The organism is Pedobacter sp. UYEF25, assembly GCF_054061655.1.
The window spans coordinates 1-14,776 of the sequence record NZ_JBSSEL010000021.1 but is presented as its reverse complement, the minus strand read 5'-3'; the positions used below and the strand labels follow the sequence as shown (position 1 = coordinate 14,776).

Genomic DNA, 14,776 nt, shown 5'->3' with positions numbered 1-14,776 from the left:
TGAGTTTTTCCCATTTAATTTTATTTAAAAATAAATCATTCCCCCTATCCATTATTAAAAAAATGCGTTTACAAAAAAAGCACTCCCTGTAAAATCAGAAGTGCTCTCATATATATTATTAATAATATTGTCGCATTCAACTGACTTAACTATCCCAAAAACTTTGGGATGGAATTAGCACCGCGTCCTGAATGATCGGTTGCTAAGGTTTCATCGGGCCATTCCCTCCACCTTTCTTGATAAGCATTTCAAAATAACTGGGGCAAATATAGGATAAAAATTAAATAACTACTAAATCCATAGATTTTATTTGGAATATTTTTTTTGTTCCTATACTTGATGCGTATCTTCGCGGAATAAATTTATAGACCAATGATCTTATGAAGATAAAAACACTATTATATTTGCTACTTGCAACATCACTCTCGCAAAACCTTTATGCTCAAATACAAACGAATAACGAAACTAAGATTAAAAACACTTTCATTTTAAACGGAACCTGGCGAGGCGTATTTACTATTAAAACTGGAGTTGAAGTTCCTTTTAATTTTGAAATTGACGCTAAAAATACAGCCCAGCAACACATTACCTTTTTAAATGCTGAAGAACGTTTTGATGGTGGAATTGTACAACAAACCACAGATTCTGTTTTCGTTAAGCTTAGTCAGTTTGATAATGAACTTGCTTTTAAAATACAAGGCGATTCTTTAGTTGGTTCGTTTAGAAAACAAGATGGATCTGGCAAATCAATGCCTGTTACTGCAACCAAAAATGTAAGTTATCGCTTTAAACCTTCAGGAAAAATGCCAGAAGCAAATTTCTCTGGCACCTATGAGGTAACATTTAAATCAACCGCCGGAAAAGATGAAAATGCGGTAGGAATATTTAAGCAAAATGGAAACAAAATAACTGGAACCTTTCTTCGTGTTAGTGGTGATGCACGTTATTTGGAAGGACTTGTAGAAGGCAATTCATTTTACTTATCTAGTTTTATCGGATTAAATCCATATTACTATAAAGGTACTTTTTCAAAAGACGGAACGATAACCGGCGAAGTAGTTCGCGCAATAGGCAACACTGGTTTTAGCGGAAAGCAAAATCAAAATGCTGCTTTGCCAGATGTGAATAAACTCACCTTCTTAAAAGACGGCTACAAAACATTAAACTTTTCTTTTCCCGAAGTTAACGGGAAACAGATTTCTTTAAGCGATAAAAAGTTTAAAAATAAGGTGGTTATTTTAACGATAACCGGGACTTGGTGCCCAAACTGTATGGATGAAGCATCTTTTATTGCACCTTGGTATGTAAAAAATCGAGATCGCGGCGTTGAAGTAATCAGTCTACACTACGAGCGTAAATTAGATTCTGCTTACGTACGTACCGCATTAACTAGATTTCGCGAAAAGTATGCCATTGAATACGACCAAGTAATTGCAGGCACTGCCAATGTGGAGTCAGTTAATAAAACTTTGCCCGCATTAAACAACTTCTCATCCTTTCCAACTACCATTATTTTAAATAAAAAAGGTGAGGTTGCACAAATACATACCGGTTATAGTGGGCCAGCTACTGGAAAGCACTATACAGATTTTGTTAAGGAGTTTAACGAAGAAATTGATACCTTACTTGCACAATAGCGATGTTTGATTATTTAAAATAGACCTTATTTAAAACTGGTTCGTGTTTTGATAAAAGGGAAAGATGAAATTAATACTATCGCTATTATTTGCAGTTGTTGTATCGACAGGATATGCTCAGAATGCTGAAACCAATGCGCTAAAAATTACGATCACCAACATTAAAAAGGTTAAGGGAACTGTAGAACTTGGAATATATAACAACCCAAAAGTCTTTTTGGACAAAGACAAAGCGTTTAAAAATCTTTCAGAAAAAGTAACTGCAGGTACAGTAACGTTTTTCATTAATGGCCTAGAAAAAGGAGATTATGCTATCGCACTCTATCAAGATGTAAACTCCGACCACGAATGCAATATGAATTTCCTTGGAATTCCCGTTGAACCTTACGGATTTTCAAATAATGTTAGGCCTAAGCTTTCGAAGCCTAGGTTTAAAGAGTGCAAAATTAGCTTAAATGAAAACAAAATGATAACAATCAAGTTGGTTGATTGAGATAAAATAAAATTCATCCTATATTTTAATAAACGCAGCTCAATGAAAACAATTAGCATAGCGGTAGCCGTTTCAGAAAACTACGCCATTGGTAAAAAAAATCAGTTATTGTGGCACATGCCAGCCGATTTAAAATTTTTTAAGCAAACAACTTCAGGACACACTGTTGTGATGGGCAGAAAAACATTCGATTCTGTTGGAAAACCGCTACCCAACAGACAAAATATTATTGTAACTCGCAGAACAGATTTAAGAATTCCTGGGGTTCAAGTGGTTAATAGTTTAGAGGAAGCCATCAGCTCCGCGGAAAGCATTGATTCAGAAATTTTTATAGTTGGAGGGGCAGAAATATACAGAGAAGCACTACCAAAAGTGCAGCGCATTTACCTCACAACAATACATCATACTTTCGACGCCGACACCTTTTTTCCGAAACTAAATATGGACGATTGGGAACAAGTGAGTAGCGAAAGCCATAAGGCGGATGAGAAGAATACATACGATTATACTTTTGCCGTTTTGGAACGCAAAGTTAAAAGAATTTAAAAATCGAATTTAATATTGTCCGGTACTTAACAAAACTAACGTGCAAGCCTCTACCGGCTCAATATTATTTGCCTGTAGTAATTTTTCAAATTCATAGTTTTCCGTTCCGGGATTAAAAATCACCCGCTTCGGTTTAGTGGCTAGCACATATTCGTGATACTGTGCTTGCAAATCTGGTCCAATATATAGGGTAATTGTATCTATATCTTTGTAAATTTCATTTGGCGATTCGATAGGAACCCCTGCAACCTCGCCAGATTTAATGCCAACATTTACAATGTCATGATTAAATTTTCTTAACATGTTAGCTGCCTTGTAAGCATATCTAGATGGGTTTGGTGAGGCGCCGATAATTAAAGTTTTTTTCATGATTTATAATTTAGTAACATTTTGATCAAAACCATTAACAGCCAAACGTTACTTATGTTTATCAGTTTATTTTCAAAATTGCATTTACACAATTGATTCCATCAATTGCCGCGGATACAATCCCTCCGGCGTAACCAGCTCCTTCTGCGCATGGGTACAACCCTTTAATTTGAGGATGTTGATAAGTTTCTTTGTCCCTTGGAATACGCAATGGCGAGGAAGTGCGACTTTCTACGCCAACTAAAATGGCTTCGTTGGTATAATAGCCTTTTAACTTTTTCCCAAATAAAGGCAAAGCTTTTCTTAAACTTTCTGATACAAACTCTGGCAATACATTGTCTAACATGGCACTTTTAGTTCCGGGAAGATAAGAGTTTGTGGGCAGATTGAGTGACAGTTTATTTTGAACAAAATCTACCATTCGCTGCGCAGGTGCAACCAATTTGCCGCCACCTGCAGTAAAAGCAGCTTTTTCTATTTCAGACTGAAAATTGAGCATTCGCAATGGATCGTAGCCGATAACATCACTGAGGTGTATCTGAACAACTGTACCAGAATTGGCAAAAGGATTATTTCGCTTAGAAGGTGACCAACCATTTACCACGATTTCTTCTTGAGCTGTTGCGCAGGGCGCAATAATTCCTCCCGGACACATACAGAAAGAAAAAACGCCACGGTCATCAATTTGCTCTACCAAACTGTAATTGGCAGGAGGTAAAAACTCAGATCTTGGCATCTGTGCCGATGTGTGATATTGTGCTTCATCTATAAGTTCTTGTGGATGTTCAATCCTAACCCCCAAAGCGAAAGGTTTTGCCTCAACTAGAATATTTTTTTTGTGTAACAATTCATAAACATCTCTAGCGGAATGCCCTGTAGCAAGTATAACATGGTCAGCATAACGTTTTTCCTCATAATTAATCTCTATGCCTTTTATCCTGCCGTAATCAACCAGCAAATCTGTCATATGAGCATTGAAGATGATTTCCCCACCTGCGTTTAATATAGTTTCTGTGATTGAAGTTATGATTTGAGGCAATTTGTTTGTGCCAATATGTGGTCGCGCATCTACCATAATGTCGATGGTGGCACCATGATTTACGAACACCTGCAACACTCTATTTACGTCCCCCCTCTTATTGGATCTCGTATAGAGTTTTCCGTCAGAATAGGTACCGGCGCCGCCCTCACCGTAACAATAATTAGAATCGGGATCCACAATCCCTTCCTTGTTTATCAGAGCAAGATCCCTCCTGCGCTGCTTTACCTCTTTTCCGCGCTCAATAATTACCGGCTTCAACCCATTTTCTAAACATTGCAAGGCGGCAAATAATCCAGCTGGACCGGCACCTATTATAATAACCTCTTCTGCGTCTTGTACATCTTTGTACTGGAAATTAAAATGCTCAACAATTGGTAGCTCACCCACAAAAACCTTAATTTTTAAACGGTAGATTACGACCTTCGAACGCGCATCAATAGAGCGCTTTAAAATATCATAGCTGGTAACGCTATCAAGCTCAATTGCCAAAACGTCAGCAATTTTTTGTTTGATAACCTCTGTGTCCACTATTTGGTGGGGCAAAAGGGTAATTTCGATATCTTTTTGCATATTGCGTCAGGTTTTTATCCCGAACTGTAACAAAGGTACAGAATTTGCCATCTAAATGGAGTTTAGAACTTTAATATCGAAAACCTTAAACGAAAACATAACATGAAAAAATTAGTATTTAGTTTTTTGGCAGCTGCAATAGCGGTAAGCACCTTAAGCTCTTGTGGTTACAACAGCATGGTGAAGCTTGATGAGAATGTAAAATCAAAATGGGGAACTGTTGAGACACAATACCAACGCCGCGCAGATTTAATCCCAAACTTAGTAAGTACCGTTAAAGGTGCAGCAAAATTTGAACAGGGAACATTAACAGCAGTTACCGAAGCTAGAGCCAAAGCTACCCAAATGACCGTTAGCGCAGATGATTTGACGCCCGAAAATATACAGAAATATCAGGCAGCGCAGGGCCAATTAAGCCAAGCTTTGGGCAAATTATTGTCCATTACAGAAGCCTACCCAGAGTTGCGTGCAACACAGCAGTTTAGTGATTTATCTGCACAATTAGAAGGAACTGAAAATAGAATTACAGTTGCCAGAAAAGATTTTAACGACGCTGTACAAATTTACAATGGGAAAATCCGATCGTTTCCTACCAACTTAACTGCCGGGATGTTTGGTTTTAAGGCTAAAGGTTATTTCCAGGCAGATGCCGGCGCTGCTACTGCGCCTAAAGTAGAATTTTAGAAAACTGTTGTTTGATTTTCACATTCAAGTAATTTAACTCGACTTAAAAACCCGTAAAAACATGGCTCTATTTAGCGATTTAGAACAAGAGGAAATAGCCAAAGAAATTGCGTCTGCAGAACAGGCAACATCTGGAGAAATTAGAATCGCTATTGATAAACATTGCAATGGTGACGCGTACGAGAAAGCTACTGAGTATTTCCAAAAGTTAGACATGGACAGAACAGCACTTCGAAATGGAGTGCTGATCTACTTGGCTTATATGGACAAGAAATTTGCCATTATTGGCGATGCTGGAATTAACAAAGCGGTGCCGGAAGATTTTTGGGAAACGACAAAAGATTCTATGAAAGCCCACTTTATAAAAGGCGATTTGGCCAACGGTTTGGTAGAAGCTGTAAAACGTGCGGGCGAAAAACTTAGTTTTTATTTTCCACACCAGGCTGGAGACATAAACGAATTACCCAACGACATCGTTTACCTTGATAACGATAACAACTAAATGAAAAACCTTATTTTATTCCTCTTTTTTTGCTTCTCATCACTCCTATCTTTTAGTCAGGATTATCCTGAAAAACCTAGCACGTTGGTTAATGATTATGCCAATGTACTTTCTTTGGATCAAAAGCAGCGCTTAGAGCAAAAGCTAGTTGCCTTTAACGACTCCTCTTCCACTCAAATTGCCATTGCAATCCTTAAATCTGTTGGGGACTATGACATCAATGAGTACGCCCTAAATTTAGGGAGAAAATGGGGAGTGGGTCAGGGCGCCAAAAACAATGGAGTAATGATCGTAGTGGCAATAAATGATCGAAAAATTGCCATCCAAACTGGATATGGTGTTGAAGGCGCATTACCAGATGTTTATGCAAAGCGAATCATAGACAATGACATTAAACCGTATTTTAAACAGGGGGATTATTATACAGGTTTAGATGCAGGCACAACTTCTATCATCAAATACACCAAGGGAGAGTATAAAAATGACAATCCCAAAGTAGCATCTGGTTCTAAAGGAGGCGCTGGTAGCATTATCGTAATCATTATAATAATCGTAATCTTAATTATTGTGATGAAAAACGGTGGTGGGGGGAATGGAAACATCATTGGCGGCAGAGGCGCTTCGAATGCTTTATTTTGGGCTATGCTTTTCGGTAGTGGAGGTGGAGGACGTGGTGGATTTGGAAGTGGTGGAAGTGGGTTTGGACGAGGTTCCTCCGGCGGAGGAGGCTTCGGCGGTTTTGGCGGCGGAAGTTTCGGCGGCGGTGGCGCAAGCGGAGGATGGTAATTTAAGCTACGAAAAATTGAAGAACGATTTTAGTTTAAATTTTTTTTGCTTGTCAGGTTATTGATATGTAGTTGTCCTTTCAACCTTTAATTTCAAAATTTAACTTATGCTGAGAAAAGAAATCATGACCGCCGAGATGCAGAAGATGGCGCAAGCCCTCGCTAGGATTTTTGGATTAAGAATAGATGGTTTAGTATTAGAGGCAGATCATCTTCTTTCCGAAACATTAGAAAAAAATTTCAACTTAACTTTGGCTGAATTGGAGAATTTTACAGCAGTGGAATTTGAACAATATCTTGTGAAAGAAAATTTTTCTGGCGAAAAAACAGTGCTCTTGGCTGAATTCTTATATGCCAAAATAGATTCTTTTGAAAATACAGATCAAAATAAAGACATCGCCGAAAGGATTTTACAACTTTACGAATTTATCGAAACAGCGCACAATATGTCATCGTTCGAAATGCTTAATCGAAAAGTAAAAGTTAAACAATTGCTGTCTAGTTGATTTATTTCACACACCGCCGGCTGGCCACTTTATCTATAAAAATGTAACATTTATGATTATTGAAAAATGGAAGAAACTTGCTTCTACGTATCTGGTTAAAGAAAAATGGGCCACGCTTAGGGTAGACACTGTAGAACTACAAGGAGGCGCAATTAAAGATGATTATTACGTTTTAGAATATCCCAATTGGGTAAATGCAATTGCGTTAACTGTATCTGGCAATGTAATAATGGTGCGTCAATATCGACATGCGGCAGATCTTGTGTCCCTAGAAATTCCAGGAGGGGTGATAGATGGTGATGAATCGCCCGAGTTTGCCATTAAAAGAGAACTGCAAGAAGAAACAGGGTACACTTTTAACACCTGCAAATTAGTTGCAGCGCTCTATCCAAATCCCGCAACATCTAACAATAAAACTTTTACCTATTTGCTAACTGGTGGTGTTAAAACCGAAGAGCAACACTTAGATGAACATGAGATTTTAAATGTGGAGCTGTATACATTAGAAGAAGTTAAGGCGCTAATTAAAGAAAATAAAATTGCGCAAGCACTTCATGTCGCTGCGTTATGGTATGGGATTGAAGCGTTAGAACAATAACTTTAAGACCGCTGAAAGATCAGCGCCTAGCATTGGCGTTAATGTGTAGAAAAAAATCTGTTTTCCCTTCCGATGTTGTTTTCTTACTAAAAATCAGCGCACAGCAACGTAATTTTATTGTATCCTTAAATTAAAAATGTGTCTAACCAGCTTGATAAATTTAACGCGTGGCAATTTATAATGTCGGGAATTGGAGCTGCGTTCCACAATAAACAAATGTTAAGACCGCCTTCTTCTAAAGGATAAAAAGTGAATTCCTAGAGCCGTGAAACGAAAATTTGATTTAGGAAATAACGTATTGAGTCACTTAAACATTCGATTAGCGATAAGCAAGTTTTAGGTCTACAGATGTGAACCACCGCTTACCCTCAACCTCAGTCTCAACCTTTTTTCTTAAATTTGAATTTTAATAAAAAGGAGCAAATTTGGATTATTTAGAAGGCTTAAACCCTCAACAAAGGGCTGCAGTAGAGAATACAGAAGGACCAGTAATGATTGTTGCAGGTGCAGGATCTGGGAAAACGAGGGTAATTACGTATCGCGTGGCACACCTCATCCACAAAGGGATAGATCCATTTAATATTCTGGTACTTACGTTTACCAACAAGGCGAGTAAAGACATGCGCACCAGGATTGGTAAAGTGGTTGGCAGTGAAGCAAAAAACATTTGGATGGGTACTTTTCACTCTGTTTTTGCAAAAATTCTTCGCGTTGAAGCTTCGAAAATTGGTTATCCGAGCAATTTTACCATCTATGATACTGATGACAGTAAAAGCGTAATCCGTGCCATCTTGAAAGAAATGCAGTTGGACGATAAACTGTATGCCGCAAATTTTGTATTCAACAGAATTTCTTCCGCAAAAAATAACCTCATTTCTGCAGCAGAATATTTGGAGAATGATCAGATTCAAAGTGAAGACGTTCAAAATAAACGTCCGCTACTCGGCCTAATCTATGAGGCCTATGCAAAGCGGTGTTTTAGAGCAGGTGCTATGGATTTTGACGACCTACTTTTTAAAACCAACGTTCTTTTACGAGAACATACAGATGTGTTAAACAAATACCAGCAAAAATTTAGATATTTAATGGTTGATGAATATCAGGATACTAACTTTTCTCAATATACCATTGTAAAAAAGCTTGCAGCGGCTTATCAAAACATCTGTGTGGTTGGAGATGATGCACAAAGTATTTACGCTTTTCGTGGTGCAAACATTCAGAATATTTTAAATTTTGAGCGTGATTACCCCGACCTTAAGGTCTATAAATTGGAGCAAAACTACCGCTCCACTCAAAATATTGTGGAAGTTGCGAATAGCATCATTGCCAACAACAAAAATCAGTTGCAAAAAAATGTATTTTCTGCAAATGAAGATGGTGAAAGAATAAAGGTTTCTCGTGCTTTTACAGATAATGAAGAAGGGAAACTAGTTGCAGAAAGCATTATGGGAGAGCGAACTCTAAAAGGTTATCTCTACAATGATTTTGCAATCCTATATCGAACAAATGCTCAAAGCAGAGCAATGGAGGAAGGTTTAAGAAAGTTAAACCTGCCCTATAAAATTTATGGCGGTACATCCTTTTATCAGCGGAAGGAAATAAAAGACTTACTTGCTTATTTTAGGATTACATTTAATCCTCAAGATGAAGAAGCCATAAAGCGTGTTATAAATTATCCTAAACGGGGCATTGGCGATACTTCCATAGATAAAATTATTGTTGCTGCTGCTATGCATGATAAATCTATGTGGGAGGTAATTAGCAATCCGCACATGTATGTAGAAGGCAGATTGGCAAACCAACTGAACGATTTTGCTATGATGATTCATAGCTTTATGGCAGAAGCTAAAAAACTCGACGCGTATGATTCGGCACTTTACATTGCACAACATGCAGGTATTTTAAAAGAGTTATATAATGATGACAGCGTTGAAGGTAGAAGTCGATATGAAAACATTCAGGAATTGTTAAACGGTATAAAAGAATTTTCGGAGCGAGAAGATATCGATGAGAAAGGACTTGACGTCTTTATGCAAGACGTAGCGCTTTTAACAAATGACGACAATGAAAAAGATAAAAATAGAGATACCATTTCTTTAATGACCATCCACTCTGCCAAAGGGTTGGAGTTTAAAAATGTGTTTATAGTAGGTTTGGAGGAGAACCTCTTCCCTTCGCAACTCTCGTTGAATAACCGCACAGATTTAGAAGAGGAACGAAGGTTGTTTTACGTAGCCATCACCCGTGCGGAGAAAAAACTGACCATCACTTATTCCACTTCGCGCTACCGGTGGGGAACGTTGACCACCTGCGAACCGAGCAGATTTATAAATGAGATAAACCCGAAATATTTAGAACTTGATGTAAAACCTGCAAAAAGCACTACGTTGGAAGGTGGCTTTGACAGTGACCGCAATAGCTGGACCTCGCAGCCTAGAGATTTCTTTAGCAAGCCAAAACCTACAAAAGGAACCGCTGCAACTGATCCGCGTCCCAAAACAACATCCTTGCTAGCTAGAGCACACGTTCCATCTCCAGGTTTTACCCCATCTGCGCCTAACGAGTTTCAAGGTGGGATGGATGTAGAACATGAAAAATTTGGGTTCGGCAAAATAATTAGCCTAGAAGGGAATTTGCCAGATGTAAAAGCAACGGTATTTTTTCAAGGTTTGGGGAACAAGCAGTTGCTGTTAAAGTATGCGAAGTTAATGATAGTGAGGTAGCACAACGGATAAGTAATTAAGACAGCGCTGAAAGACCAAAGCGAAAAGACAATGACCAGATCAGGAGCCCAAAAATTTTTAGGTTTTTGATCTGCTTTCTAAGCAAAACAGGACGAGTCTATTTAATTCACACACCCCGCGAGGCACGAAACAAGTTTTAATAATAAACCTCAAATAGGTTAACTACAAAACACTAAGCGCTTAAACCACCCAACTACTTAATATTTAACGATTACGTATTTAACGCCTGATAGAAATTCCTGACAATCGCCCTAACCCAAAACCTCAAACTTTAACCGCAACATCCCAAAAAATGCAGCTCACCAAACTAGAAATAAAGGGTTTTAAAAGCTTTGGCGATAAAGTTGTCATCAACTTTAATGAGGGTATAACAGCTATTGTTGGCCCGAACGGTTGCGGAAAATCAAACGTAATAGACGCCATGCGTTGGGTTTTGGGTGAGCAAAGTACCAAAGCACTGCGATCTGAAAAAATGGAAAACATCATTTTTAATGGTACAAAAACAAGGAAAGCATCTCAGTTGGCAGAAGTTTCGCTAAGCTTTGACAACACAAAAAACATTCTTCCAACGGAATTTTCACAAGTAACGGTCACCAGAAAATTGTATCGAACTGGCGATAGCGAGTATCGACTGAATGACGTTCAATGTCGGCTAAAAGACATTACAGATCTATTTTTAGACACTGGTATTGGTTCCGACAGTTATTCTATCATCGAGTTGCAAATGGTAGATGAAATTATCAACAATAAAGAACACAGCAGGCGCGCCTTGTTCGAAGAAGCTTCCGGCATCTCTAAATATAAACTCAGAAAAAAACAAACTTTTGGCAAACTAAAAGATACTGAGGCAGATTTGGAACGGGTAGACGATTTGTTGTTCGAGATTGAAAAAAATCTTAAGACATTAGAGAACCAGGCAAAAAAAACGGAACGCTATTTCAAGCTCAAAGAACAGTATAAAGAAATTAGCATCCAGTTGGCAACTCACAGAATTTCGTTTTTTAGGAAAGATTTGTTGCAATTAGAAGATCAAGAATTTAAACAATTAACAGCTCGTTCCGAAATTAGCCTAAGTATTGACACGAAAGAAGCAGATTTACAAGCGTTAAAATTAAAGCGTATCAACCAAGAAAAAAACCTTTCAATCCAACAAAAAGCAACCAACGAATTTGTAGCAAAAATTAGAGCTTATGAAAGCGAAAAGAAAGTTAAGAACGAGCAGATCCGATTTTTACAAGAAAGAGAGCAACGGCTTAATGCAGACGGAGAAACGGATAAAAATCAGCTTAACCACATACAATACAATGTTAAAAGACTAAATGAAGAATGGGTTTTAGAAACAGAAAGACTGACTAGGTATGATACTGATCTAGCCGGTATTAAAGAACATTTGGATCAGTTAAGGACACAACAACAAAATGGAAAAAACGAGATCGACGAATTTTCTAAAATAATTTCCACATTAGAAAAACAAGTTTACGAAGCTCAAAAAGAAATAGACATTTTCAACATCCAAAAAGACGCCCTAAAACAAGAAAGCAATAGGACAGAAATTGATACCGAAAGTAAAACAAAAGAAATTGCCGCCTTTGGCGACGCTTTAAAAAATATTGATGCTCAGCTCCTGGCAAAAACAAACGAACTTAACCAGCTCACTGACGAGGAAGAACTCCTGAAAAAAAATCGCGTTGAAGCTGAAAATATCTTAGAAACTATTAAAGAGAAACTTCAAAAAGAAAATCGAAATAAGGATTCTAAACAGAATGAATACAACCTTACCAAGTCTTTGGTTGACAATTTAGAAGGATTTCCAGAATCCATCAAGTATATAAAAAAGCATGTTTTGCTAGCAAAAAAGGCTTTTCTTTTGTCTGATGTGTTGTTTTGCAAAGAAGAGTACCGCACTACTTTAGAGAATTATTTAGAACCAGTAATGAATCATTATGTGGTCGACCAATATAATGATGCGGTTTTGGCAATAAACGTGCTCAGCGATGCGAGCAAGGGGCGAGCACATTTTTTCATGCTTCAACAATTGCGAGAACCGAAATCAACCTACCCTAAAAGAGACGGACTGATTGCCGCACTTTCTGTAGTTGAAGTTGACGAAAAGTACATTCCGCTTGCAAATCTTTTGTTGCAAAATGTTTTTATTGCGGAGGAAACACGCGAAGATTTGTTTAGGAATGCCGAAAACGAAGGAATTACTATCCTTTCTAAGAATGGAAAATACAGCAAGACAAAGTTCACCCTTTCGGGAGGGTCAGTTGGATTATTTGAAGGAAAAAGGATTGGTCGCGCAAAAAATTTAGAGAACTTGAGCAAAGAGATAAGAGTCATTGAAAAAATAGTAGGTGCTCATAATCAACAAATCATAGCGCTACAAACCCGGATAAATCAGGCTAAAAACGACACAAAAGAAAAAAAAATTATTGAATTAAAGGAAGGCTTAAACAAACTTAATAAAGAGCAAATCTCATTAAAGACCAGAAGCGACCAATATCAAGAATTCATACTATCCACCCAAAATAGAAAAAACGACATCATTAAAAAAATTGCGTTTATAGAAAAAACATTGACCGATAGCTTACCTAACTTGGTTGGTCTTCAACAGAAACAGCGGGATACGCATATCATGTTTCAACGTAAACAGTTGGCCTATCAAGAAATTGCAGACGAAGTGACGCAATATGCGAGTAAATTTAATGAAGACAACCTAAAATTTCACCAGCAAAAAAACAAACTTGCGGGTGTACAAAAAGATTTAGATTATCGCTCTGCGCAAGAAGACAATTTAAAAAAACGTTTAGAATTAAATCAGTTTGCATTAGAAGAGGTGAAAATTACCTTAAAAACTACTTCGAAACATACGGACACAAGTGACGATATTTTACTAGAAATGTATCAACAGGCTGGTGAGACGGAGAAAGCACTGGCCGAATTCGAAAAAATATATTTCGAAAACAAAGCAACAATAAACGAGTATGAAAACGAAATAACAGCCTCAAGAAAAAATAGAGATCAGAACGAATTCCTTTTAGCAGAAATTAAGGATAAGAAAAACAACCTTAAATTGCAATTGAACTCTCTTAAAGAACGGCTTTCTGTTGAATTTAATTTAGACATTCACGATTTATTGGAAAGCGAAGTAGCTGACTTGGGAGCGAGCGAATTTGAGCTTAGGCAACAGGTAGAAAAATTAAAGCGTCAATTAGAAGATTTCGGAACCATAAACCCCTTGGCTTTAGAAGGATACAAGGAGATGGACGAGCGCTACAACTTTATTAAAGTTCAAAAAACAGACCTTATTGCCGCTAAAAATAATCTTCTGCAGACCATTCAGGAAATAGACGATACCGCCAGAGAGAAATTTATGGACGCGTTTTTAAAAGTACGTGGCCATTTTATTACCGTGTTTAGGTCGTTATTTAATGAACAAGACAGCTGTGATTTAATCTTATCTGACATAGATAAGCCTTTAGAAGCCGATATTGAAATCATTGCCAAACCAAAAGGTAAGCGACCGTTATCCATAAATCAGCTATCTGGCGGAGAAAAGACGCTTACTGCTACTGCTCTATTGTTTTCTCTATATCTCTTAAAACCTGCTCCATTTTGCATTTTTGACGAAGTGGATGCGCCTCTAGATGATACGAATATTGATAAGTTTAACAACATCATTCGAAAGTTCTCAAATCAGAGTCAATTTATTGTAGTATCTCATAACAAAAAAACAATTGCAAGCACTGACATTATTTACGGCGTAACAATGGTTGAACAAGGCGTCTCAAGAGTGGTCGCAGTAGATATGCGAGAAGTGGTCTAATTTGCGGTTATTGGTTCATATTTAAGGATTAACAGTAAATTACATAAAGCAAAAATCCATAAAGACAATAACGAAACTAAAATAGGGACATTTAAAAAGATTACATCTTTATTAAGCTGCTCGCATTAAAAGCCCTCATGTTCCTCTATCAAATATAGTATAATTCAAATCCAACTGACTGATCTATAGATGATTATTAACATACTTAATAAGTCTTAGAATCGGGAGTTACAGCGCCTGCATCGCATTCTTACTTCTCTTTACCTTCCTGCCTATGCATTGGCCAAAAGGGTCTTCTGACCCGGATTGAAGGGATCACATGTCGATTCCCGATGCGGGGAGTTATGGGCTTATCCTGTCCGGTTGCGGTGGCCTGCTATTCCAATCTTTTATGTTCTTTCCGTGCTGAGAGGATATCTCTGCAATCGGTTACGCGGTTGAACGATGTCTGAGGTTCGGTCTGCGGTCTGCGGC

12 protein-coding genes and 1 riboswitch are annotated in these 14,776 nt (G+C 37.8%); of the genes, 10 read left to right on the top strand and 2 right to left on the bottom strand.

Features of this window, described 5'->3' with window-relative positions; genetic code table 11:
• Positions 1-142: 142 nt before the first annotated feature.
• Positions 143-246: riboswitch (SAM riboswitch) on the bottom strand.
• 134 nt (positions 247-380) lie between these two features.
• The 3 genes from ACVWYG_RS16305 (at position 381) to ACVWYG_RS16295 (ending at position 2,676) form a co-directional block, all read left to right on the top strand.
• Positions 381-1,637 carry a peroxiredoxin family protein gene (locus tag ACVWYG_RS16305; protein ID WP_457271610.1) on the top strand — a complete coding sequence of 419 codons (1,257 nt, stop codon included), beginning with the start codon at positions 381-383 and terminating at the stop codon, positions 1,635-1,637.
• 64 nt (positions 1,638-1,701) lie between these two features.
• Positions 1,702-2,130, top strand: coding sequence for a DUF2141 domain-containing protein (locus tag ACVWYG_RS16300; protein WP_457271608.1), 429 nt, complete (start codon positions 1,702-1,704; stop codon positions 2,128-2,130).
• Between the two features lie 42 nt (positions 2,131-2,172).
• Positions 2,173-2,676, top strand: a complete 504-nt coding sequence (locus ACVWYG_RS16295) for a dihydrofolate reductase (RefSeq protein ID WP_457271606.1) — start codon at positions 2,173-2,175, stop codon at positions 2,674-2,676.
• Positions 2,677-2,685: 9 nt separating this feature from the next.
• On the opposite strand, the gene ACVWYG_RS16290 is transcribed toward ACVWYG_RS16295, so the two are convergent.
• Complete coding sequence (locus ACVWYG_RS16290; RefSeq protein ID WP_457271604.1) at positions 2,686-3,045, bottom strand: CoA-binding protein; 360 nt, start codon at positions 3,043-3,045, stop codon at positions 2,686-2,688.
• A 61-nt stretch (positions 3,046-3,106) separates the two neighbouring features.
• Entirely contained in the window at positions 3,107-4,657 is a 1,551-nt protein-coding gene (locus ACVWYG_RS16285; RefSeq protein ID WP_457271602.1) for an NAD(P)/FAD-dependent oxidoreductase, read from the bottom strand.
• Positions 4,658-4,759: 102 nt separating this feature from the next.
• Here ACVWYG_RS16285 and ACVWYG_RS16280 point away from each other — a divergent pair, with 102 nt between their 5' ends.
• The 7 genes from ACVWYG_RS16280 to smc all read left to right on the top strand — a co-directional run bounded on the left by ACVWYG_RS16280 (position 4,760) and on the right by smc (position 14,302).
• Entirely contained in the window at positions 4,760-5,341 is a 582-nt protein-coding gene (locus tag ACVWYG_RS16280) for a LemA family protein (protein ID WP_457271600.1), read from the top strand.
• A gap of 61 nt (positions 5,342-5,402) precedes the next feature.
• Positions 5,403-5,843 carry a TPM domain-containing protein gene (locus ACVWYG_RS16275; protein WP_457271598.1) on the top strand — a complete coding sequence of 147 codons (441 nt, stop codon included), beginning with the start codon at positions 5,403-5,405 and terminating at the stop codon, positions 5,841-5,843.
• Positions 5,844-6,629, top strand: a complete 786-nt coding sequence (locus ACVWYG_RS16270; RefSeq protein ID WP_457271596.1) for a TPM domain-containing protein — start codon at positions 5,844-5,846, stop codon at positions 6,627-6,629. It begins immediately after the preceding gene.
• A gap of 106 nt (positions 6,630-6,735) precedes the next feature.
• Positions 6,736-7,134 (top strand): hypothetical protein, encoded by a 399-nt coding sequence (locus tag ACVWYG_RS16265; RefSeq protein ID WP_457271594.1) that lies wholly within the window; start codon positions 6,736-6,738, stop codon positions 7,132-7,134.
• A gap of 52 nt (positions 7,135-7,186) precedes the next feature.
• On the top strand, positions 7,187-7,732 hold the full coding sequence (locus ACVWYG_RS16260; protein WP_457271592.1) for an NUDIX hydrolase: 546 nt from the start codon (positions 7,187-7,189) through the stop codon (positions 7,730-7,732).
• Between the two features lie 425 nt (positions 7,733-8,157).
• A complete protein-coding gene (locus tag ACVWYG_RS16255; RefSeq protein ID WP_457271590.1) occupies positions 8,158-10,455 on the top strand; it encodes an ATP-dependent helicase in 2,298 nt (765 codons plus the stop codon).
• A gap of 313 nt (positions 10,456-10,768) precedes the next feature.
• Positions 10,769-14,302 carry a chromosome segregation protein SMC gene (smc, locus tag ACVWYG_RS16250; protein ID WP_457271588.1) on the top strand — a complete coding sequence of 1,178 codons (3,534 nt, stop codon included), beginning with the start codon at positions 10,769-10,771 and terminating at the stop codon, positions 14,300-14,302.
• The last annotated feature ends 474 nt before the right edge of the window (positions 14,303-14,776 follow it).